Raw genomic sequence first — 23,214 nt, forward strand, 5'->3', positions numbered from 1 at the left:
ACATTGATGGGTATTTTTAATTGATGAATGATTTGACGCAACCTTCACTGAACCTAGATGTCAAACAGGACGCTAGCCTATCTGATTTTAGTAGTCAGGGATTCACCCCTGTGCTCAATGCCATACGAAAATTAGGACTTGGCAACCTAAGAGAAATTTTTATCATCGGTGATTATGGCTTTGGCAAAACACATCTTGCTGCCGCCATTTATCGCAACTACACTCAGACCTACAAAAAAACCGCCATCACACTTGCCTTAGGTGATATCATTGATGCCGATGAGAATGCCAGTGCGTTGGTTGGGCTTGAGATGTTTGATTTGGTCATCATTGATGATTTACACTTTATTCATCGCAGTCGTGAATGGCAAGAAGGACTCTTTCATCTCATCAATCGCATCCGTGAACAAAACAAACAGATGGTCTTTTTGGCAACCGCTCCTGCCAGAGAGCTTGAGATTGGACTATTAGATTTGGTTACTCGCCTATCTTTAGCACCAACCTTTCGACTGCCAACCAACGAGAATATTGAAGACAGGCAAGCACTATTAAGCTCGGTACTGAAACGAAAGCATTGGAAACTTCCTGAGCAAATATTTGACTATATGCTCACCAATGGTCCACGCAATGCCGGCGACATGATCCAAGTTTTAGATGAGATTTCACCCTTATTAACACATTTATCTCGCATTCAAGTGCCAAAAAAGACCATTGATGAGGCAAAGACAATCATCAACAAAGAGACCTTCTTGCTTGAAATCTCAGAACACAAACAAACCACTTCATAACCCTTTTATTTAAGATATTTCATAAAAGAGGTTAATTTTTTAAGGATGTTTTATGAAAATTTTGACCGCAGGCATCATCACTGCCTTATTAGCAAGCTCTGCTTATGCTGAGGTGCATCTATTGGTTGATGACAACATTAAAGTTACTGCCATCAATGGGCAAGAAATTCACCACAGCGTCCTACAGCCCTTAAAGCGTGAATTCACCTTACAAGCGGGTCGTCATGTCATCACTGCTCGCTATGATCGTCTATTTGACCTAACTCGTGGCGACCATGACTATCTAAAATCTGGCAATATCAGTGTCGTTGGCAACTTACAAGATAAGCAAAGCTATCAGTTAATCATGCCAAATCAGCCAAACAACTATACCGCCGCCAAAGAATTCATCAAATCCCCAACGCTTGCCATCGTACAAAATGGTCAAGTACTCTCTCAAGAAAGCATCGCAGAAGAACGCACAGGCATATTAAGCTCCATCACCCAAAGCATCGGTGGTATATTTGGTCGTGGCAACAGTGCAATAATATCCAATCAAAAAGCCATCTCTGCATTAGAGACCCCTACCACACAACACTCTAGCAACAAGGAAAATCTAGATAGCTTTATGCAACTTTGGCTAAACTCTAGTGAAGAAGAGCGTGAAAAAATCCGTCAATGGATTGGTAAGTAACTTCGTAATTTCATCGTTTTTAAGCAAGCCTATCATTAGGTTTGCTTTTTTATAGGTATTGATTACCAGTAAATACAGGCTTAATAACAAGATGGCATAGAAACAAAAACTCACAAAATAAAAAACCATCACAAAATTTGTGATGGTTTTTGGTTATGGTTGGTATTAGATTATTTTGCTAATACTGATACATAACGGCGGTTAAATTGACCTTTGGTCTCAAACTTTACAACGCCTTCAGTTAGAGCGAATAAAGTGTGATCACGACCCATACCTACACCTTCACCTGCGTGAAATTCGGTGCCACGCTGGCGAACGATGATGTTGCCTGCAACAACATCTTGACCACCAAATACTTTTACACCAAGCATTTTTGGGTTAGAATCACGACCGTTACGAGTAGAACCTGCGGCTTTTTTGTGTGCCATGAGAATATCTCCTATGTGGATGCTTTAGAATCTAAAGTCATCAATGATGGTAATTAAGCGTTGATTGCTTTGATTTTTAGCTCGGTAAACCACTGACGATGACCTTGCTCTTTGTGGTAGTGCTTACGGCGACGGTGCTTAACGATACGCACCTTTTTGCCACGACCATGCTCAACCACTTCTGCTTCAACGCTGGCACCAGCAACAACTGGCTGACCAATTTTAATGTCAGCACCATTCACAACCATTAGTACATCTTCAATCTTTAGCGTTTCGCCTTTTTCAGCTTTTAATAGCTCAACTTTCAGAGTCTCGCCAACGCTAACACGGTGTTGTTTACCACCACTTTTGATTACTGCGTACATCTACATTCTCCATAAAAACCTGTGTGTCGTGACCACCCCTTGGTGGCACTTGATAACGAACACGACTAGGACATAAAAATGAAACGGTATTTTATCAAAAATTCATTTAAAATACAATAAAATTAACACATAAATATAAAAATTTTTGAGTAAATCCATCTTAAAACATATTAACCATGCCGGTTTTATTATTTCTCCATCTTTATAATAATGATTTATTTTAAAAACACCACTTCATTATCAAGCTCATTACCACTGATATCATCGCCAGGATAATACCGGCGTAACAGTTCGCCAATTTGAGCGATCAAAGTCATTAAAGCAGTGGCGAAGTCGCCTGATTGACAAGATTGCAAGGCGGTCTGAGTAAGGTTTGTCCATACTGTTTCACCCACACAATCATCAATCCCCCTATCGGCGATGATCTCAAGATTATGTTCACAGATATTAACATAAATCATCACACCTGTGTTCTCAGCGGTATCCCATACTCGGTGTGTACCAAATAACCCCAATGCACGCTCACGACAATCCACCCGATAAGCCTGACTAATAGGTAGGTGGTTTTCAATCACCAAATAAATCTCACCACGATGCCCAGATTCGGCATGAGTAATGGCTTGGGCAAGCCTGACTTTCAGCTCATCAGTTAACCATCGATTATGCAAAATTGGAACAAAACTTAGCTGTCGCCAAAGCCGAGATAAACTTTTGATTGAATGAATATACTGCATCTAACTTACCATCTTTTTTAATCTCTACCAAATACAAATCATTTAATGCAATGATGACGCCAACAAGTAGAATTGTCAATCAGTCTTAAGTCTAGCACCAAAGGTCAAACAACATCAACCTACCAAGAGCCACCAGCACCACCGCCGCCAAAACCACCGCCTGAGCCGCCAAAACCACCTGAACCAAATCCGCCACCGCCAAAACCGCCACCAGTCGGTAAAATAATAGAACCGCCGCCTGAGCCACCACGACCAGAACCAGATCTAAATAGCAACAAACACAACCAAACAACAAAGGCAATGGGAATTGACATGAATCCTGCACCCAGCATAAAGCCAAAAAAACCGATGCCCCCTGCAGTTAAAGTTGCTCCCAAAAACCTTCCCAAAATAGAAGTTAAAAATAGCCCAAACCAAATTCCAAATATGAGCAACGCCATCAATGAGATACTTTCATCTCCATAGGAATCAGAAGCACTCCCTAACGCTTCATCAGCTCGCTTGATTGTCTCTGGATCGGCACGCAGCCTCTCACTAATACCATCAATGACGACTGACAAACCTTGAGCATACTGACCCATTTTAAAATATGGCGTAACATCATCACGAATCATGCGTTTAATGACAGCATCAGGCAATACACCCTCAAGACCATAACCTGTTAAAATATACAAATTGCGGTCATTGATGGCAACCACGATAAGCAGTCCCTCATCAGTGTCTTTTTTGCCAAGTTGCCAACGGTCAGCCACTGCCATCGCATAATCAAAAATAGGCATGCCTTGCGTACTAGGCACAATAACCAATGCCGCCTGTGCCAAATTGTCATTGTATAATGTGCGTAACTGCTTACTTAGGTGTGCTTTTTCATCAGGCGATAAAATATGAGCAACATCAACCACAGGCTCATTTAAGATAAGTTTATCATGCGTTACATTGGGTGCATTTGAGATGGTGGGCATCTCATTAGTAGCTGATTGTGCTTGGGTGATTTGGTTGTCATTTTGACCTGTTTGATTTTGACGAACAAGGTCTTTGACAGAATCACTCAAAGGCGACAACGCTGCACCTGTCGTATCTTTTAGCACGCCTGCTACTGCTTGATTGCGATTGGAAACAATGGCGGTTGCTACCAACTCATCTTCTGTACTAACAGTTGGTGTTGTCGCTACAGATGAAGCGAATACCTGTGATGACATAGCCATACTAAGCACCAAAGGCATAAGCCAAGTGTTTGTATGAATCAGAGCCATCAGCCCACCTTTTTTTGGCATAACAACCACCTTATTGACCCATGGTAGCAGTGCCTGCATCAGATTCTGCTGTCGCCACACCATTTGTTGGGGTTGACGCACCATTATTAAAGCTTGCTGTCGGTGCTGTTGAGATGGCTTTTTCGTTCTCAACGCTGAAGTTTGGCTTAGCCTGCATACCAAAAATCATCGCTGTTAGATTGGTTGGAAATTGACGCACAGTAGTGTTATAATCTTGAATATCTTGGATATAACGCTGGCGAGCCACCGTAATACGATTTTCAGTACCTTCTAGCTGAGCTTGTAGGTCTTGAAAAATCGCATCCGCTTTTAACTGCGGATAATTCTCCGAAATCGCCATCAAACGAGACAAAGCACCCGTCATCTGAGCTTGAGCTTCTTGATATTTTTGCATGGCGATAGGGTCTTTTAGCGTCTCTGGAGTAATCTGTACACTGCCTGCCGCCGCACGCGCTGCCGCCACTTCACTAAAAACGCCTTGTTCATGCTCAGCATAACGCTCCACCACTGACACAAGGTTTGGTACTAGGTCAGCACGGCGTTGATATTGGTTTACCACCTCAGACCATGAAGCGGCAACTTGTTCGTCTTGGGCTTGTAGCGAGTTATAGCCACAACCTGATAAGACAACACAGCTTGCTAATAACGCAGCGGTAGTTACTTTTTTTAAAGATTTCATCTTATTTTCCTTATAAATTAGACAACCAGACATCACGATGATAAAGATGGGTTAGCCATGCTTAATCAAGATGGTGCGTTGAGAGTTAATCATCAGGGAAATAACATCTTAGCTCACTCACTAAAATACCCCCATCATTCTCAAAATCCACCAATCTAACACTATAATGGCAATCTTTATCTCAAAAAACAAGTCAAAACACCAAATCGTACACAAGCATAACATGATTATTAAACTTTAAAAAGGCTTTGACACATTCATTCATCAATGCCAATCAAGCAATATGGGGATTTATAGAAAAATTGGATCACAGCACCACCGACCACTTTTTACCTAAAAATCAAATTTTTTTGTAAAAAAATACCCCAAAAGTGCAAATTCTGCTAGCATTTATTGCAAAAATATGGCAAATTCAAACACAAGATTTATGCTTGATGAAAAAGCGATAAAAAGTGTCTATTTGATACAGTCAGACCTATTTTTATATTTATTTGTCAAACATAAATCCCGTTTTTTTAGTGAAACATTTGAAACTATTATCAACTTTCGTTTTATCTCTATGACCAAGGAAAAGTTATGGAAAATTTTATTAACTGGTTAAATGGCATCATTTGGAGTCCTGCATTAATTTATTTATGCTTGGGTGCCGGTCTATTTTACTCCATCATGACCCGCTTTGTACAAGTGCGTATGTTTAAAGAGATGATTGCCCTCATGTTTAATGGCACCAAAAGTGCTGAAGGCATCTCATCATTTCAAGCCTTCGTGGTGGCACTTGCCAACCGTGTGGGTGTGGGTAACATCGCAGGTGTGGCCGCAGCGATTGGCTTTGGTGGTCCATCGGCAGTATTTTGGATGTGGGTGGTGGCATTCCTAGGGGCATCAACTGCCTATGTTGAATCAACCATGGCACAGATTTATAAAGAAAAAGACCCAGTTACTGGTCAGTATCGTGGTGGTCCTGCCTATTATTTTGAAAAAGGCTTGGGTCAAAAATGGTATGCCATCATCTTTGCCATCTCAATGGTGATCGCTTGTGGTCTATTCCTGCCTGGCGTACAAGCCAACGGTATCATCAGTGCTGTAACTCGTATTACAGGCGACGGCAGTCCGATGAACTTTTTTGGCATAGAAACAGGCTCACTGCGTGTGGTTGTCATGTCAATTGTGGTACTTGGATTGGCAGCGATTATCTTTGGTGGCATTAAGCGTATCGCTCGAGTAGCGGAGTTTATCGTACCATTCATGGCGTTAGGCTACATCATTTTAGCCATTCTTATCATGATTATGAACCTAGATAAAGTCCCTGCGGTCTTTAGTCTTATCATGAGCGACATTCTAAATCCAATGGCAGGCTTAGGTGCGGCAATCGGTTGGGGTGTAAAGCGTGGCGTGTATTCAAACGAAGCAGGTCAAGGTACAGGTCCTCACCATGCAGGTGCTGCTGAAGTGCAACACCCTGCACAACAAGGCTTGGTGCAAGCGTTTTCTGTTTATGTAGATACGCTAATCGTTTGCTCATCAACAGCATTCATGATTTTGACCATGGGAACATACAACATCCAAAATGAAAAAACCAAAGAATTCATTTTGGTTAACATAGATAAGTCAACAGAAATCGGCACTCCTGCTTTCACACAGATGGCACTAGAATCTACCTTTGGTACATTTGGGAACTACTTTATCGCTATTGCCGTATTCTTCTTTGCTTTTACTACCGTCATGGCATACTACTATATCGCTGAAGTTAACATCGCCTACTTAACTCGTCATAAAGACAAGGCTGTACAAAAACTTGCCATGTGGCTACCAAAAATCACGGTGGTTTTAATGGTTGCTTACGGCAGTTTAAACAGTGCAGGTTACATCTGGAACTTAGGTGATATTGGCGTGGGCATGACCGCATGGCTAAACATCGTTGGTATCTTGGCAATGTTCTTTATGGCAAAACCAACTTTGCGTGCTTTGGCAGACTACGAAACCCAGAAAAAATCTGGTGTAACCAACTACACCTTTGACCCTGTAAAACTAGGCATTAAAAATGCCACTTTCTGGGAAGAAAGACTTAAGAATAAATAACAATTAAGCCTAACAACCCCAATTAAGCCCTTGCATTTGCAGGGCTTAATTTTTTTATCTTTTAGATAAGCTCCCATTCTTATGCTTATCCATAAGTAAGTGTATTTTAACCAAATATCTTAACCTACCAAAAATAAGCCAATAAATGCAGATGATAAATCCAAGCCCCAATCAATCCCATATTTTTACCCAACCATCATGATTGATAGAATGATTTAGGCAGTTTCCAAGAAAAACCGCCACCCAACAATGGTGGCGGTTTTTTATCAACCTAAGAACACTGATTAATCAAACTGTCTTAGTGCTGACTCAAAGTCTTGACGAGAAGTCTGTCCAAGCATTACATTGGTTAGCTTACCTTCTTGATATATTAAAAGTGCAGGTGGTCCCATCAGCTGATAACGAGAAAGTAAAGCACGGCTATCATCACTCACTTCAGTGATGTCAAATTTTACCAACTGAACCTGTGCCATGCCATCGGGTCGATTCATGAATAGCTCTCGATCCATGATACGGCATTCTATGCACCAATCTGCCGTAACATCAACAACCACTTTATCTCGAGTAGATAAAATCCCATCAAGCTCATCTAAGGTTGTAATGTGGGCATCAGAGTAGTTTTCCTGCACTGATGATTCCATAGATAATTTAGCAAGCGGTCTCCAAGCATCAACCGACCCCATGCCGGCACCCACCATTAGACAGCCTGCCCACAACATCGCTAGCAACGCCAAAGCATGACCAACCCACGCTGTCAATCTCCATAGCCATACGCCGACCATCGCAAACCACACCGCCCACAGTGGCAGTACCCACACCGATATAAAGACACGCTCCACCATCGATACCGCCACCGCCAAAAGCAGCAGACCGCATAATTCCTTTACTCGAATCATCCAGCCACCTGCTTTTGGCATCAAGCGACCTTGTGCCATGCCAATTAGTGCAAGTGGTACCGACAAACCAACCCCTAATGCAAACAACGCCAAAAATCCAAATAGCACACTACCACTGACCGATACCGCTGCCAAAACCCCTGCCATTGGTGCAGACACGCAAGGCGATACCACCAAAGCAGACAGCATACCTGATAAAAAACTACCCCCAACTCGGCCTAAACGGTCATCTGCCATTTGCGAGATACCTTGTAGTTTTTCACGAATAGCGGTAGGAAGTCCCACACTAATGGCATCAAACATATACAAAGCAAGTATGACAAATAATAGTGCAAAACCAATGAGTACTGCGGGGTTTTGAAGGTAACCCATCACATTGATTGCCCTACCAAACCACGCAATAATCGCTCCAAGTATTCCATAGGAAGTTGCCACCCCCAAGCCATAGGCTGATGATAGCAATAGACCTTTTTTGGTATTTAGCGTGTTTTGTCTAGCGACAATATTCGCCACAATAGGAATCATTGGATAGACGCAGGGCGTCAAAGAAAGTAATAGCCCTGCCAAAAATAACAACCCGATGGCAAGTACAGGGTTATCATGAATACCAAATGGATCATACACCTGCTCAAGGTCATGATTGAGCTGATAGCGTTGAGCAGTCTTAGCCACTGGCGTCATTTCATCCACCAGCTGACCATCAGAAACATTTACCTCAGATTCATCGCTCACCTTGTCCATCTGTGATGACAGTGCAGGCTGTACGATGTTAGGCAAAGCAGTATCAGCACTCTGTTTTGTTGTTGTCTTGGTATTATCTATATCGGTAGGCTTTTTCGCTTGCTCTGTTGTAGATGCCAACTCTTTTTTTGATGGCTGGCTTGATGATGCCTGACTGATAGCTTGAGCTTGTTTTTGGGTGGAAGCTGACTTTGTTGAGCCATCTGCCAAGCTGTCTGATGAACCTTGCGGTAAATTTAGCTCAAATTTGCTTAGCTCTGGCGGATAACACAGACCTGCTTTTGCACAGCCCTGCCAACGCAACGATGCTGTGGTCTCGCTACTTGCACCAGTCAGCATTGCTCTTGCCACCACATCCTCTTCAAATACCGCCACACGCCCAAAGGTTGGATCATCCATCATGGTTGCCGTTTTGTCAAACTGCCATTTAGATGCCTGCACCCCATTTGGCAATCTTAAAGAAAGTTTATCACGATAGAGATAATGCTCTGGCGTTACCCTAAAGACCGCCACAATCTCCGTACCCTCAGTATGTACTTTAACCTTGAATGCTTCATGTACCGGCAAAAATCTCTGAGATTTTTGCCCAAATAGTGCCGACAAACCTTCACCCTGAGCAGTAGCTGGTGCCGATGTGCCAAGCGTAACAACCATCAAAGCACAGATGGCAGACTTGAACAATGCGGAATGAGACATAAAAAACCATAAAAATCAGTTAAAGGAACACCTATTATATCATCATCATGTACTCATTTCCACTTAAAGTGGTCAGATGGTTCATTTAACACAGCCTCACTCATCAATCGCTCATTCTAATGAATACAGAAAAGCTCACCTTTTGGGTGAGCTTTTTATTGATGCAAGATTCTAAATTAAATTAGAACTTGTATTCAATACCACCGCCGATACCGTATAAATCAACATTTTTACTGTCAGTTTTATCTTTTAGCAATGCACCATAGATGTGACCAGTGGTTGCTTTGTTGAATGCATATTTACCACCAACAGCGATACGCTGTTTTTCAGCATTTTTTGCACCTGCAACATTATCAACCAAGTCAATTTGACCATAGGTAGTCCAAGGAGTTTGAGCTACTTTGTAGTTCGCAGATACAGTAATGACATTTTCATTGTCGTTGGTAGCATGATCAGTGTTCTGATATAATGCACCTGCAGTTAGTACTGGACTTAAAGCAAAAGAACCGCTGATACGGATTGTTTTAAGAGCATCACCAGCTTGGATGTAGGTAGCACCTACTTTATAAGGTGCGTTAGTTGGTTCGTATTTTGCACCAATACCAAATACGTCACGACCTAGAGAATCATTGCCAACAGTAACAGTCGATGTAGTCTCTACATAATTTCCTGTCTCGGCACCACTCATATCCCGTACAGGTTTGCGAACTGTCTTAGTTTTAGTATTTGGATTTACATTTTCATCTAGTGCATACATAGCCATCAACTGCACGCCGTTACGCACTGGTGAGAAGTAAGCAAATGTATTGTTTACACGCTCTCCATCAAAAGATGCCAGTACATTGTCGCCACCAACAACGCCACCTTGGGCTTCGTTAGCATAGTTTACATAGTCATCAATTGCAGTTAGGCGACCAGCTACTAGTGTACCATATTGCTTATTAGCAAGACCTAGATAAGTATCACGAGATTTGAATTGAGTTGAGTCATCGTCAACCTTTACACCATACTCTAGTTGATAAACCAAGCTAGTGTTTTGAGTTAGGGCTTCACTACCCTTTAGACCGATGCGTGAGCTATTAGAGTTGAGCTGGGTGCGTGGGTTGTGATTTCTGCTTGCTTTGTCGCCATCTTGAGCATCAAGAGTAAGGAATGCTTTACCATATACAGTTGGGGCAGCTTGTGCAGCTGTAATAGATAGAGCAACGGCGGCTGATGCTAAAAGTAGTTTTTTCATGGGTTTCTCCACATTTATACATTTTTAGTTGGGTCGCTAAAGCTACGCCCAATGTAGAATAAAAAAATAACAATCTCATTCTACGAGGTTACTTCACGAAACATTTTTTTGGTATATTCACTGCCGTTAAATTAGCACAAGAACATTGCTAAATTTATGCTTCGGTTAATAGGATACCAATTTTGACATATTTTGCAATACCTTTTATTAAAAAAATTGCTAAATTTTTTGTATATTTAATAATTTATGATTTAAAATCAATAAGTTATAAATATTTTTCATCACTGACTTTTTTGTTAATAATAAGGTAAATTCTTATTATTAAAGTGGGTATATGTCATCATAGATAACGCACCGTCTCATTGTTAAGCAAAATATCAGCCTATTTTTGCCAAAAAATATGTTAAAATAATCTCTGTGCAGCAACATTGTTAATCCAGTTTAAGCTCATTTTTACATGAGTAAAACAAATGTTTACAATTATCCCAATTGGCAAATTTGGCGATTTTTAGTACGCTTTTAATGTCTTGGTTATTATGAGTAATTGCGATGGGCGATTGCCATTCTACCAGTTTTTTTAGTTCTGGGTCATTTTTAATCAATCATTACCCAGTTTTTCACCAACCGACAACAAGAAGAGAGTCATGCACCATCTAGAGTCCCAGACCAGTATTCCCCCAGAAGACGATCTAAAAAACATCACCACTCGTGCTAAAGCAACGACTGATATCGGTCATATTCATCAGTTTTTGGGTACTCGCACTTCTGAAAAATGGCTTAGCGTTGCCAAAAATAATCTGCCATTACTCATGCAAGACCACGCCAACTGCGAAAAAAAGGCAGCAGGTACAGCCATGAACCTTATTTTTCGTTACGAATTTCATCGTGAATTGCAAGAGCGTTTAGCTCAACTGGTGCGTGAAGAAATGCTACATTATGAGCAAGTCATCACACTCATGAAAGAGCGAGGTATTGCGTGGTCGCACCTACCAGCCGGTCGCTATGCCAAGGGGCTACTAAAACACAAACGCACCTATGAACCTGCAGCGATGGTAGATGTGTTAATTATTGGAGCGTTTATTGAGGCTCGTTCGTGTGAACGATTCTCAGCATTGGCTGATGTCATTGATGATGAAAAGTTGGCTCGCTATTATAAATATCTATTAAAATCAGAAAGCCGTCATTATGAGGATTATATTAGACTTGCTCAATCAATTACTGATGAAGACATCAGCACAAGAGTGGCTTTCTTTCGTCAAGTGGAGTCCGAGCTGATCGACAGTCCTGATGGCGAACTGCGTTTTCATAGTGGCGTGCCTAACTGGGTGTAAGATTATGGAAGGACTGATGACGGTTAGTTTTTATGATTAATCAGATTTTATTGGATTAGTCATCAATAAAAAAGCACTTAAATAAAAGTGCTTTTTTATTGATTGAATCACCCAAGTAACCACACAATCGCCACAGGCAACCAAACCGCTGTAACCAACCCATTGATTGCCAGTCCAAAAGCGGCATATCGCCCTGCGGTCGGACTGATTGTCCATGCCTCTACCGTACCAATGGCATGGGCAACCAAACCAAGTGCCAAGCCTTTTGCCCTATCGTCATCAATGCCAGAAAATAGCATACGGCACACACCTGCCCCTAAAATGCCCGATACAATGATAATCAAGTTCGCCATTACCAAAGGTGCATCAATAATTTGGGCGACCGACAAACCCACTGGTGTGGTAACAGAGCGACTGGCGAACGCCAAAATTGTTTCCATATTTAGACCAAACAGATAAGCAAGCGACATCGGCACAATCGCCCCCACCAAACTTGCCATGATGACGATGATGAAGAGTTTTTTAATTGGCAACCCCCTAAAATCCATACCAGCAAGCGGTACAGCAAGTAAAACAGTGCTATAACCAAGCAGACGGTCAAACACAGGTTTTGCATTGGCATAATAAGTGGCATAAGGAAGCTGAATGACAAATAAAATCAATAAGGTTAAGATGATGGCAACGATAATCATCGGCACACCACGCACATACTTATTTAAATAACGAAGGACATACTTCGCCCCCACATGAGCAATCATTGTTACCACAAAGGCGATGACAACAGTACTGCCATCAATAGCAATGTTAGACATGACTCTCTCCTTGCTTGCTAGCACTGCCTTCATCTTTTGCTAGCCACTTGGCAGATAACTTGGCAAATGCCCAAAGCGGAATCACGGTACTGATGATAATCACTGCCGACACAGCAACCAGATCCGACCCAAGTCCAAACATCAAAATCCCAGCTCCCGCTGACACTGGCAAAAATGCAAATCCACTATCCACAAGCAGTACGCTTGCCGATGACGACAACCAAGCAGGCAGACCACCTTTGATAAGCCTTAAGATAAGCAACATCACAAACAGCGATATCAATCCTACAATATTGGTCGCACTTGGCATACCCAAGGCACTGCATACCACCAATGCAAGCTCACGCACCCCAATGATGATGATAATGGTGGCAAGCATACTGCCCCAAAAAGTAGGCGATTTGGTCAAATAAGGAGATTTCATAAGCATCCTTTGTGGTGGTAGATGATTTTTATTAAATCATTAACTGACCGTGCGGTCAAGGCAAACACCACACTGATAAAAAATGTTTGTTATTTTTTATCAAAATAATGCACATGTGCCACAGATAAACCCATCATCACCAACAAAACGGATCTAACTCATCATCACCCTTACTTGCATCATCGATCTTACCATCTTCACAAGCCTGAATTTACACCCTTTCAAATGCCTCCAACTCTGGCAAAAACTCGCTCGCCTGATGTGGGGGCAGTACATCAAAAGGATTTAGGTGGTATTTACCTAACAGTTCTTTTAGCCTGTCTTTAGCTAGGCAAATCGTTACAATTTCATGCCCTGTATCATCAAACTCACTATGACTCACCACGCCAAGCTCATGCAAAGTGTTTTTCAATTGCCCTGCATGGTACGGCAAAGTCAGATTAAATTCAAAAAGACCACCCACTAACAGCTCTTGCACCGCTTGCACAAGTTTATCTACACCTAAGTTTTTATGAGCCGAAACATAAACACGGTTTGGCACGCCTTGTTCTTTATAATGAATCATGGGCAATTCATCGGTTTTATCAATCTTGTTATGCACCAAAAGCACAGGAGCTGTCGCCCCAATTTCATCAAGCACCGCATTTACCGCATCAATTTGCTCGTGCATATCAGGACTGCTACTGTCAATAATATGCAACAAGAGATCGGCTTGTAAAGTCTCCTCTAGCGTAGCGTGAAAACTTTCAACAAGCTCATGTGGCAAATGACGCACAAACCCCACTGTATCAGCAAGCACGACATTTCCCACGCCTGCCCATTTAACACGGCGTAATGTGGGGTCTAGTGTAGCAAACAGCTGGTCGGCAGCATAAATGTTATCATCGGCTAGACGGTTAAACAGTGTGGATTTTCCGGCGTTAGTATAACCAACCAAAGACACGGTCGGAATATCAGATTTGGTGCGTTTGGCTCGACCTTGGTTGCGAGTCCGCTTAACCTTATCAAGTTTGGTTTTTAGCTGATTGACACGGATTTGTAACAGTCGGCGGTCTGTTTCAAGTTGGGTTTCGCCAGGACCTCGCAGACCAATACCGCCCTTTTGACGCTCCAAATGCGTCCAACCACGCACAAGGCGAGTAGCCAGATGAGAAAGCTGTGCAAGCTCCACTTGTAATTTACCCTCATAAGTTCTGGCTCGCTGAGCAAAAATATCAAGGATAAGTCCTGTACGATCAAGCACTCGGCATTTAATCATCGCTTCTAAATTTCGCTCTTGACTAGGCGACAAATCATGATTAAAAATAACAATATCCGCCCCATGTGCATCAACCGCTTGTGCAATCTCTTCTGCCTTACCTGTGCCAACAAAGTATTTGGCATGTGGTCTATTTCTAGCACCTGTGATGATGGCAAGCTCATTTGCCCCTGCTGAATGTACAAGCAGACGAAATTCTTCTAAATCATCAGGGTCAATCATCTCACGAATGTCTAGATGTACCAAGATAGCCTTTTCACCACCTTCGTGTCTGTCAAAATATTGCAAAAACTATCCTTTTTAAAAAATCATCAAAATAAATAATTAAAACCACCTTGTTTTAAATTGTGGTATTATGCTAAATTTCAAGATTTTAGTGGCTTATTTGTTATGAAATACAAAATACACTTCCGCCAAAAATCCCTAGACTTATCCACCCCAAAAATCATGGGCGTACTCAATGTTACACCAGACTCATTTTCAGATGGTGGATGTTTTAATAATGTAGATAACGCCCTACGCCATGCTGATGAGATGATGGCTTGGGGCGTGGATATTATTGATATTGGCGGTGAATCTACTCGCCCTAATGCCCCTGCAATAGATACCGATACCGAGCTAGATAGAGTCATTCCCATCATTGATGCACTGCGTCAGCATCTTGGCAATGATATTTGGCTATCTATTGATACCAGTAACCCCATCGTCATGTATGAAGGCATCAAATCAGGTGCAGACATGATTAATGATGTGCGAGGACTAAGACAAGATGGAGCAAGCAAAATGGCAGCACAGCTTGATTGCCCTGTTGTCATCATGCACTCACGAGGTGAACCTGACACCATGAATGACCTTGCTGATTATGATGATGTGGTAAACGAGGTGATGAGCGAACTTGACCAAAGCATCAAAAACGCCCTGCACATTGGGGTCAGAAAGGAGAATATCATCATTGATGTCGGCATGGGTTTTGCTAAAAATTATAAACACCATGTTGCTTTGATGAAACAGCTGGACAAATTCATGGCACATTTTCATCTACCCATGCTCTTTGGGGTATCTCGAAAGCGGTTTTTGGGTGAGATTTTAAATCAATTTGACCAGTTACATGGTCATCACCCCACCAAAAGGGATATGATTGGAGCGGTTGCCCACCTACTCGCCATTCAACAAGGCGTATCCATCGTGCGTGTGCATGATGTCGCCAAGATGAGGCAAGCTCTGGCAATGTGGCAAGCATTGCAATAAGCATGTAGAACAATTATCTTAAATTAAAAATATAATGAAAATCAAAAAGTTATATTTTTATTTTAAAAAATTATAAAAAATGCTTGCAAATACTAAAAAAATGCGTATAATATGCCCCATCAAGACAACTTGGGGTCGTGGCGAAATTGGTAGACGCACCAGATTTAGGTTCTGGCGCCGCGAGGTGTGAGAGTTCGAGTCTCTCCGACCCCACCATATTAAAAAAAGCTGATGATAAATTCATCGGCTTTTTATTTGGCAAAAACCTAAGTGAAGTTTTTTTAATAATTATATGATAGATTATTATTGTATTTTTGCTTGGTTTGTTGTAGAATACGCCAATCCAGAAGATGTGATTTGGATTGATTAATTTGGGCCTATAGCTCAGTTGGTTAGAGCAGAGGACTCATAATCCTTTGGTCCACAGTTCGAGTCTGTGTGGGCCCACCAAATTTAATTAAAAAAACCAAGATCTTACAATATGTAGATCTTGGTTTTTTATGGCGATTTACCGGCTTTTATTTTATGAATAATTATAAGACGCATCGGCAATCATAGCAGGTGGCAACGATTTACCCAACAAAGCCAAAGTTTCTCTCTCCATCAACCTAACCATCGTATCAAGCGGTAAATCATTGGCTGAAGTACCAAACGGCTCTTCTAACTGATGACTTAACTCATCAAGTCCAAGCAAAAGATATGACAAAAACCCCACCAAAAATGGCGTCCAAATACCCATCACCGACTCTAGCCCAAAAGGCAACATCCAACAAAAACAAAACACCGCTCGATGCAACAAAACTGAATATGGAAAAGGTAGGGGCGTACTGACAATTCTGTCACAGCCCGCCTGAATACCACCCATTTCTACCACATGACGCTGAATGCTAGTGTAGATAATATCGGTTATTTGCCCTGTTTGTACCGCTGTTATAAGCTGTTTTTGCATTCTTTCAAGTACATATTGCGGTGCGTTTATGTGAGCATTGATGACATCAAGCTCCTTTTTATCCATCTGATAATAGTGATAAAACTGCTCTGACTGAGACATCTGCCCCCGCAAACGATTGCGAAGTAACCCCACAAATAGCAACATATCCATGAGCAGTTTTTCACGCTCTTGCACGCCCAAAAAATGACTATCTCTGGTTAAATGGCGAGTATTGGCAATCATCGCACCCCATAGCTTTCTCCCTTCCCACCATCTATCATAGCAGGCAGTATTACGAAAGCCTAAGAATATTGATAAGACCACACCAAACACTGTAAAGCCTACCGCAGGCACGCCTGTAACAGCATAGACTTTATAATGCGTTAAAGACCATGCCACCATTGAGATTGCCATAAGTAGCAACACCATCGGCAAAACTTTAGGCAATACCGTACCACGCCAAACAAATAGTAACTTTAAGCCATTGCTTTTATCACGGACAATCATGCGTTATTTTAGGACTGACAAAGGGTCGATGTAATTAGAATTGCGAGAAATACGAAATTCTAACAACCCAGAACCATTGGACTGATGACGCATACTGGCGATTCGTTGACCTGCTTGTACGGTCTGCCCTGATTTGACCTGTGCATCTTGTATATGAAAATAACTGCTCACAAAACCATCGGTATGTGCAATAGCAATCATTGCCCCATCAATATTACCATCAGCATGAAGTACCGTACCTGCACGACTTGCTAAGACCGCATCACCACCACGACCAGAAAACCACATCCCTTGACTGGTAACTGACTGACCACCAACATCTATTGTACCAAAACGACGAGCTACAGGGTTACTGCTACTTACAGGATAACGAAACTGCATCACGCCCACACTACCCACCGACAAAGGTGTATTATTTGTTGTTGGTAGCGGTGTATGAGCTGGCACAGGGCTAGGTGATACAACCACCGTCTGCTTAACTGGTGCTACAGGCTTGATTGTCGTAGTTACTGGGTTTGGTGCGGGCTTGGGTGTGGGTTTTTTTATTGTTGTTGTACTTGTTTTGACATTACTGCCATCTTGCCACAAGCTAATCCACTGCCCCACATAGATGGTATAAGACGAATCAAGATTATTTATGCGTCCAATGGCACGCCAGTCTAGACCATAACGCTCGGCAATCCTACTGACCGTATCACCCTGTTTGACCATATAGCGATTTGGCACACCACGACTGTTTGTTATAACAGATTGGCTGTTTTTTATGATGGGTTGCTTATTTGTACTACCCTGCACAGTTGGTTTACTAGCACAGCCTGCCAATACAAAAGCTCCTGCCACACCACACACCGCCAACATATTTACTCGTTTGGTCGCCGGTCTTTTTTCTTGAAATTTCGCCATCTTTGTCCAAACCCTCTTATTACCTCAAAAATATCAACAAGCCCATCGTGCCTAATTGCACAAACAAGCCAACAAAAATATCGCCACCCATGTATTGTAGGCAGGGCTTTTATTGTAACACAACCACAAAAAACACAAAACCCATCTTATAGACAGGCTTTGTGTTTTTTGATAATAAAAACCAAATTAAACTAATAGACAACCATACCGCAATATTACAAACAACGCTTTAGCTCAAACTAGCAAAGAATGTCAAATCAAATGCCAGTCAAGACCATTAAGCCGACCAAGTATCATCAGCTTGTGTTTTTTGCTGAGCATGTAAGTTTTTAGTATCCAAGAGCGTCTCATCAGCTTGCTTTTGGTTTTTTAACATACTAGATAATATTTTATTATTTTTATCAAATGTCCGACAATGCCTACACATGGCAAAGTGCAAGATTAGATATGCCTTTTGTTGCAACGAAAGAGATTTTTCTAGAGAAAGACTAGCTAGCTGGCTTATTTTTTGACAACTTTTCATAACACTCCTTTATTCATCAAACCAATGACGAGTCAAGCAAGTTTGCAAATTAAGTCTGGCTCGGTGCATAAGTACATAATAATTTTGTTTGCTAATTTGTACGGTTTGGCAGATTTCATCACTATCTAATGCCAAATACTCTTTCATCAAGAATACTCGTGCTTGCTCACCTACTAAATTATTCAAACAATAACTCAAAACCTGCCAAAAATGATGATTGTGTATTTGTAATTCTGGGTCGCACCACGAATCATCAAATGCTGTAGGCATATAATCTTTATGCCACCGCCCTGCCTCAGAAAACACCAAATCCGCCATTTGCGTCTGATTCTCACCATCACCCAAATCACTCAATGTGGTATAAGGCATATTTTTGCGAAGGCAATCGGTGATTTTATGCTTTAAGATTGCAAAGACCCAGCTTTTAAACGCCGAATTCCCCTTAAAATTTTTGGCATATTGCATAGCAGATAATAAACATTCTTGCACTGCGTCCTCTGCCAAGCCACTGTCATTGAGTTGATTTTGTGCAAATTTTAATAATTCTTTATACAAACCACCCAAATATTGCTCATTTAATGAATAATGTAGAATATGTGCTGTTTTATTATCTTTTAATAATAACTTAATAAATGTTTGATACTCATCATTCATTATTTATTCCTTATTTTAAGAAGCGTTTGCCCAAAAAATAATCCACGCTCACATACTTGCCTGCCCCATAAAATAATAAAGGCAGTAGCATAATCAAATAAGTTGCCGCAAACTCTATGCCATTATTTAAAATAACAAAGTTACCCATTTCAGTCAGCCAATCATAATTGCCGTGTTCTTGTAGAATCTCACGAGCCTTCTGTAGCCTTAACGCAACTTCTTCTGCATGATTAAGGCTATCATTAGCATTGCCAAAGCCTAATTTTGACCAGAATAAAGCGATACTAGTACTAGCATCACTTGATGCAATGGCAGACCAACCGTTTTTTAGATGCACCGTTAGCCCTGCCACCGCCATAGTGATAATCAAGCTAAGGCTAAAAAAGCGTGTCATCACCCCAAACAATAACGCAAATCCACCAATAAGTTCTGCAAAAATGCCCAAGACTGCCATCAAAACAGGAAAAGGCAATCCAAGACCCCAATCACTATTGCCAAACCATTCGGCGATTGATTCAAAACTGTTCAACTTAGTCAACCCTGCAACAATAAAAATGGGTGCTAGGTAAATACGGAGCAATAATAAACCAACAAAATCCAACGCTTGTAGTTTGGTAATGGCAGTTGTATATAGACGAGACATTTTCATTTTTTTACTCTTAGATAGTTATATGATGATATTTTGGGCAAGTAATTCAGCAAATAAATCATCAGCATAAGCCAATAATTCATCAATATTATGGTAATCAATATGCTTGGCAAAATCAGTCACCAACTCACCTACTGATGAATATACCCGCTCATTATTTTGTATAAAATCAATAAATAGATGTGTCAAAGCATTGGTGTGTACAAATTTAACTTCATTATCAGATGCTCTTAATACCACCAAAAATACTTCATTGGGGGCTATATCATTGCAATTATCCACACTGATGGCATGCACGGGATAGGTATAATGGCTGTTTTGTACGCTTGGATTTAGACCATAAGATTGGTTATCTGGCGTTTTTAAAATAGGCTTTGCTGTTAAGTTAGCAAGAGTATCTACATGCAACTCCAACCACTCATAATGAGCCAACTCGCTTAAATAATCAGGCACAAAATCAATATCATTGTTTGTGATGGTGATTTCATCGTGCCAGTCTGGACTGTCCGTCATCAGTTGTGATAAAAAATTCACAAACTGCATGGGAATTTCATTAAAATAAGGTGAATGAGATGGATATCTTTGGAAAAAATACAGCGACAGCACATGAAAATTATCATCACCCAATATCTCACGACAAATCGGAAAACATTGATTTAAAAAATTACGCACATTATTAAAAATCAAGGTTTGATAAATCCCACCCACACGGCTAGGTATGCCATCATCTTTAGCATGATACTGCGAACGCAAATAATCACCAAATTGATTTTGAAATTGTTGCAATGAATAAGGGGCAAGTAAAGTTACGGTCATATTCTTAAAAAATTTAGGCAATCAGTGTATAAGATTGTTCAGCTTTACGCTGAGCGGTATGGATTAAATTGACCTCTTGGCGTAATACATCCAACTCAGGAAAATTAAAATCTCTTTCTAGGCAGGTAGGAATATCCACCGCCTTTTTTCCTGTTCGCCGATAAATCTCATGGTAGGCTTCATCTAGCAATCGCCAGACAGGTTCAATCACCGCATTACCATGCGTATCTATGATAAAGCCATCTTCTTCTACATAATGCCCTGCAACATGCATATAACACACCTTATCTAGTGGCAACTCATGTAAATATTGAATAGGGTCAAAACCAAAATTTTGGCTATTGACATAAATGTTGTTGATATCCAGATGCAACAAACAGTTAGCTTCTTTGACCACAGCGGTGATAAACTCACTATCGCTCATGTCGCTGTCTGGTGGTGCATAATAATAACTGGCGTTTTCAAAGCCAATTTGCATACCCATAATATCTTGAGCTTGTTTAATGCGATTTGCTGTCCACATCACAGCATCGTTTGTACAAGGAATGGGTAACAAATCATACAAATGCCCCTTATTGTCAGATGTCCAAGCCAAATGTTCGGTGTACAACTGCATTCCATGCTCTTGCATAAACCGCTTGATATTTTTTAATAAATGAATATCCAATTCAGCACTGCTGCCAATTGACAGTGATAAGCCATGACAAATAAAGGCAAATTGCTCAGTGTAGGACTTGAGTAACTTGTGATATTGTCCGCCCATTCTCCCTGATGAGTTCAACCAATTTTCAGGAGACACTTCAAAAAAATCAATGTCTGACAGATTTTCTGCCTTCATTTGTGTGCAAAGTTCACGACGAAAACCTAGTCCTGCACCTTTAGGATAGCCATTCATATCAACCTCTCCCAATCAATGACAATCTGTATAAAACCAAAAAGCAATCAAATGGGCAATACACCCATTTGATGCGAAAATTTCAGAGCGTTATTTACTACCGCCACACTTACCTTCACCACACTTACCTTCACCGCATTTGGCTTCAGCTTTTTTGCTTTTTGTGCTTACACCGCCACACTTACCTTCACCGCATTTGGCTTCAGCTTTTTTAGTTTCGGCTTTTTTGGCTTTCTTTTCAGCACATTTTTTATCAGTTTTGTCGCATTTGACAGTTTTGTTTTGATAGCCTTGTGCCATTGCAGTCATCGCAAATGGGCTAGCACCTGCGATAACCAGTGAGCCAACTAGGGCAGTTTTTGCTAATTTTCTCATAAAATAACTCCAATTGATGCTTTATCATAACTTGTCATCACCTTAAGACCATGTACAGTTACCATAAAGCATGATGCATTTAAAAAACCAAACAAAAACTGCTTGGTAATCATTAGTCGTGAATTTTTGTTAAATCTTACATTTTTATAAAAAATTTTTAAAAAATAAAATACAGCCCAAACTAAATGACGCCATGAATTTGAAAGTAAACCATAGCATTGTTTTTGCTTTTTATGTTGTCATCAAGACAATGAAAAAAGCAGACTTTGATAGCCTACTTTTTGTTTTGGTATTTAAGACTACATTAAATTTGGCTTAGTTAGTGCTAAGGCGATAATAGCAACATAAGCAATCAATGCGATTATTATGCCCGCTCTGCTCTGGATGGCTTGATTGGTGGGGCGAAGTGCTTTTATGGTTGATGAGATTGCCACTATCAACAAGCCAAGCTTAATGATTGCCCAATACTGAACACCCGCCACCTGTAATAACTGCCAAAATAAATACAGCCCACTCATCACCAGTAGCAGATAGACCAAATGACTTAAGCCCTTAAAGGCACGAGATAGCACAAGTTGCCTACCGCTTAACACAAATACCGCCTGATAGCCAAATAACACAAGAGTGATGAGTGCTGTCAGCATATGTAGATGTTTCACAACGCCCCCTTACTTAATTAACTTACGCATAAATGACTTCTAAGATTTCAAACTCAACCAGTCCACTTGGTGTTTGAATCTTAGCTTCATCGCCTTCAGACTTACCAATCAAACCACGAGCAATCGGTGAATTAACCGATATCTTACCTGTTTTAAAGTCCGCCTCATCATCACCAACAATCTTATAACGACGCTCTTCGCCATCATCAATATTCTCAAGAACAACCGTTACCCCAAAGACTACTCGCCCATCTTGTGGTAATTTGGCAGGGTCAATCACTTGAGCACCACCCAATTTCGCCTCAATATCACGAATGCGTGCTTCACACAGCCCTTGTTGTTCTCTGGCAGCGTGATATTCCGCATTTTCTTTTAAATCGCCATGTTCACGAGCCTCAGCAATGGCGTTGGTGATGCGAGGACGATCAACGGTTTTTAGTTGTTTTAGTTCTGCTTCTAATGCCTGATGACCTTCTGGCGTCATTGGGTATCGTTGCATGATAACTCCTTTATATAATCGTTTTTTAATGATGCAAGTACAAAAAATCCTGCTAAAAGTGTATTTAGCAAGACCCTTTTATATCAAGATTTCCAAATTATTCTATCAAGTTTTGACACAAAATACAACAGCCATCAGAT

25 protein-coding genes and 2 tRNA genes are annotated in these 23,214 nt (G+C 41.0%); 7 read left to right on the plus strand and 20 right to left on the minus strand.

Translation table 11 applies throughout. The features are described from left to right. Window positions 1-23 precede the first annotated feature (23 nt). Window positions 24-788, plus strand: coding sequence for a DnaA ATPase domain-containing protein (locus LU276_RS06255; protein WP_284673014.1), 765 nt, complete (start codon window positions 24-26; stop codon window positions 786-788). 52 nt (window positions 789-840) lie between these two features. Beyond that, the gene (locus LU276_RS06260) at window positions 841-1,461 is read left to right on the plus strand and encodes a DUF2057 family protein (RefSeq protein WP_284673015.1); all 621 of its coding nucleotides are present in this window, start codon (window positions 841-843) and stop codon (window positions 1,459-1,461) included. Window positions 1,462-1,631: 170 nt separating this feature from the next. Here LU276_RS06260 and rpmA read toward each other — a convergent pair whose 3' ends face one another. The 5 genes from rpmA to LU276_RS06285 all read right to left on the minus strand — a co-directional run bounded on the left by rpmA (window position 1,632) and on the right by LU276_RS06285 (window position 4,941). Then, entirely contained in the window at window positions 1,632-1,889 is a 258-nt protein-coding gene (gene rpmA, locus LU276_RS06265; RefSeq protein WP_003659274.1) for a 50S ribosomal protein L27, read from the minus strand. 53 nt (window positions 1,890-1,942) lie between these two features. Continuing rightward, window positions 1,943-2,254 carry a 50S ribosomal protein L21 gene (gene rplU / locus LU276_RS06270; RefSeq protein WP_036366243.1) on the minus strand — a complete coding sequence of 104 codons (312 nt, stop codon included), beginning with the start codon at window positions 2,252-2,254 and terminating at the stop codon, window positions 1,943-1,945. A gap of 215 nt (window positions 2,255-2,469) precedes the next feature. Beyond that, window positions 2,470-2,988, minus strand: a complete 519-nt coding sequence (locus tag LU276_RS06275) for a TPM domain-containing protein (protein WP_284673016.1) — start codon at window positions 2,986-2,988, stop codon at window positions 2,470-2,472. Window positions 2,989-3,107: 119 nt separating this feature from the next. Then, window positions 3,108-4,241: a TPM domain-containing protein gene (locus LU276_RS06280; protein ID WP_284674603.1), complete on the minus strand. Its 1,134-nt coding sequence runs from the start codon at window positions 4,239-4,241 to the stop codon at window positions 3,108-3,110. A 31-nt stretch (window positions 4,242-4,272) separates the two neighbouring features. Further along, window positions 4,273-4,941: a LemA family protein gene (locus LU276_RS06285; RefSeq protein ID WP_284673017.1), complete on the minus strand. Its 669-nt coding sequence runs from the start codon at window positions 4,939-4,941 to the stop codon at window positions 4,273-4,275. Window positions 4,942-5,517: 576 nt separating this feature from the next. On the opposite strand from LU276_RS06285, the gene LU276_RS06290 reads away from it, so the two are divergent. After that, window positions 5,518-7,020: an alanine/glycine:cation symporter family protein gene (locus LU276_RS06290; protein ID WP_284673018.1), complete on the plus strand. Its 1,503-nt coding sequence runs from the start codon at window positions 5,518-5,520 to the stop codon at window positions 7,018-7,020. Between the two features lie 284 nt (window positions 7,021-7,304). Here the strand turns inward: LU276_RS06290 and LU276_RS06295 are convergent, their stop codons facing one another. Then, complete coding sequence (locus LU276_RS06295; protein ID WP_284673019.1) at window positions 7,305-9,353, minus strand: cytochrome c biogenesis protein CcdA; 2,049 nt, start codon at window positions 9,351-9,353, stop codon at window positions 7,305-7,307. 181 nt (window positions 9,354-9,534) lie between these two features. Beyond that, window positions 9,535-10,590, minus strand: a complete 1,056-nt coding sequence (locus LU276_RS06300; RefSeq protein WP_284673020.1) for a porin — start codon at window positions 10,588-10,590, stop codon at window positions 9,535-9,537. Window positions 10,591-11,234: 644 nt separating this feature from the next. On the opposite strand from LU276_RS06300, the gene LU276_RS06305 reads away from it, so the two are divergent. Beyond that, entirely contained in the window at window positions 11,235-11,921 is a 687-nt protein-coding gene (locus LU276_RS06305) for a MiaE family protein (RefSeq protein WP_284673021.1), read from the plus strand. Window positions 11,922-12,028: 107 nt separating this feature from the next. Here LU276_RS06305 and LU276_RS06310 read toward each other — a convergent pair whose 3' ends face one another. The 3 genes from LU276_RS06310 to hflX all read right to left on the minus strand — a co-directional run bounded on the left by LU276_RS06310 (window position 12,029) and on the right by hflX (window position 14,703). Beyond that, the gene (locus tag LU276_RS06310; RefSeq protein WP_284673022.1) at window positions 12,029-12,733 is read right to left on the minus strand and encodes an LrgB family protein; all 705 of its coding nucleotides are present in this window, start codon (window positions 12,731-12,733) and stop codon (window positions 12,029-12,031) included. After that, window positions 12,726-13,157 (minus strand): CidA/LrgA family protein, encoded by a 432-nt coding sequence (locus LU276_RS06315; RefSeq protein WP_284673023.1) that lies wholly within the window; start codon window positions 13,155-13,157, stop codon window positions 12,726-12,728. Before LU276_RS06315 ends, LU276_RS06310 begins: the two co-directional genes overlap by 8 nt. 211 nt (window positions 13,158-13,368) lie before the next feature. Further along, the gene (gene hflX / locus LU276_RS06320) at window positions 13,369-14,703 is read right to left on the minus strand and encodes a ribosome rescue GTPase HflX (RefSeq protein WP_284673024.1); all 1,335 of its coding nucleotides are present in this window, start codon (window positions 14,701-14,703) and stop codon (window positions 13,369-13,371) included. Window positions 14,704-14,805: 102 nt separating this feature from the next. Between hflX and folP the strand changes: the two genes are divergently transcribed. The 3 genes from folP (at window position 14,806) to LU276_RS06335 (ending at window position 16,113) form a co-directional block, all read left to right on the plus strand. Next, entirely contained in the window at window positions 14,806-15,663 is an 858-nt protein-coding gene (gene folP / locus LU276_RS06325; RefSeq protein ID WP_284673025.1) for a dihydropteroate synthase, read from the plus strand. Between the two features lie 131 nt (window positions 15,664-15,794). Beyond that, window positions 15,795-15,879 (plus strand) — tRNA-Leu (locus tag LU276_RS06330). A 157-nt stretch (window positions 15,880-16,036) separates the two neighbouring features. Next, window positions 16,037-16,113: transfer RNA gene (locus LU276_RS06335), tRNA-Ile, on the plus strand. A gap of 73 nt (window positions 16,114-16,186) precedes the next feature. Here LU276_RS06335 and LU276_RS06340 read toward each other — a convergent pair. The 10 genes from LU276_RS06340 to greA all read right to left on the minus strand — a co-directional run bounded on the left by LU276_RS06340 (window position 16,187) and on the right by greA (window position 23,074). Beyond that, window positions 16,187-17,101 carry a bestrophin family protein gene (locus tag LU276_RS06340; protein ID WP_284673026.1) on the minus strand — a complete coding sequence of 305 codons (915 nt, stop codon included), beginning with the start codon at window positions 17,099-17,101 and terminating at the stop codon, window positions 16,187-16,189. A 3-nt stretch (window positions 17,102-17,104) separates the two neighbouring features. Next, complete coding sequence (locus tag LU276_RS06345) at window positions 17,105-18,004, minus strand: M23 family metallopeptidase (RefSeq protein WP_284673027.1); 900 nt, start codon at window positions 18,002-18,004, stop codon at window positions 17,105-17,107. Window positions 18,005-18,281: 277 nt separating this feature from the next. Beyond that, window positions 18,282-18,527, minus strand: a complete 246-nt coding sequence (locus LU276_RS06350; RefSeq protein WP_284673028.1) for an anti-sigma factor family protein — start codon at window positions 18,525-18,527, stop codon at window positions 18,282-18,284. Between the two features lie 9 nt (window positions 18,528-18,536). Then, on the minus strand, window positions 18,537-19,181 hold the full coding sequence (locus LU276_RS06355) for a sigma-70 family RNA polymerase sigma factor (RefSeq protein ID WP_284673029.1): 645 nt from the start codon (window positions 19,179-19,181) through the stop codon (window positions 18,537-18,539). Between the two features lie 10 nt (window positions 19,182-19,191). Further along, on the minus strand, window positions 19,192-19,830 hold the full coding sequence (locus LU276_RS06360; RefSeq protein ID WP_418001262.1) for an HvfX family Cu-binding RiPP maturation protein: 639 nt from the start codon (window positions 19,828-19,830) through the stop codon (window positions 19,192-19,194). A gap of 18 nt (window positions 19,831-19,848) precedes the next feature. Next, window positions 19,849-20,646, minus strand: coding sequence for an HvfC family RiPP maturation protein (locus LU276_RS06365; protein WP_284673030.1), 798 nt, complete (start codon window positions 20,644-20,646; stop codon window positions 19,849-19,851). Between the two features lie 13 nt (window positions 20,647-20,659). Beyond that, the gene (locus LU276_RS06370; protein ID WP_284673031.1) at window positions 20,660-21,541 is read right to left on the minus strand and encodes an HvfB family MNIO-type RiPP peptide maturase; all 882 of its coding nucleotides are present in this window, start codon (window positions 21,539-21,541) and stop codon (window positions 20,660-20,662) included. Between the two features lie 90 nt (window positions 21,542-21,631). Beyond that, window positions 21,632-21,916: an HvfA family oxazolone/thioamide-modified RiPP metallophore gene (locus LU276_RS06375; RefSeq protein WP_284673032.1), complete on the minus strand. Its 285-nt coding sequence runs from the start codon at window positions 21,914-21,916 to the stop codon at window positions 21,632-21,634. A gap of 299 nt (window positions 21,917-22,215) precedes the next feature. Then, window positions 22,216-22,575: a SirB2 family protein gene (locus LU276_RS06380; protein ID WP_284673033.1), complete on the minus strand. Its 360-nt coding sequence runs from the start codon at window positions 22,573-22,575 to the stop codon at window positions 22,216-22,218. A 22-nt stretch (window positions 22,576-22,597) separates the two neighbouring features. Further along, a complete protein-coding gene (gene greA / locus LU276_RS06385) occupies window positions 22,598-23,074 on the minus strand; it encodes a transcription elongation factor GreA (RefSeq protein WP_284673034.1) in 477 nt (158 codons plus the stop codon). Window positions 23,075-23,214: the final 140 nt, after the last annotated feature.

Origin of the sequence: Moraxella haemolytica (assembly GCF_030177935.1) — a bacterium.
GTDB classification, from domain to species: domain Bacteria; phylum Pseudomonadota; class Gammaproteobacteria; order Pseudomonadales; family Moraxellaceae; genus Moraxella; species Moraxella haemolytica.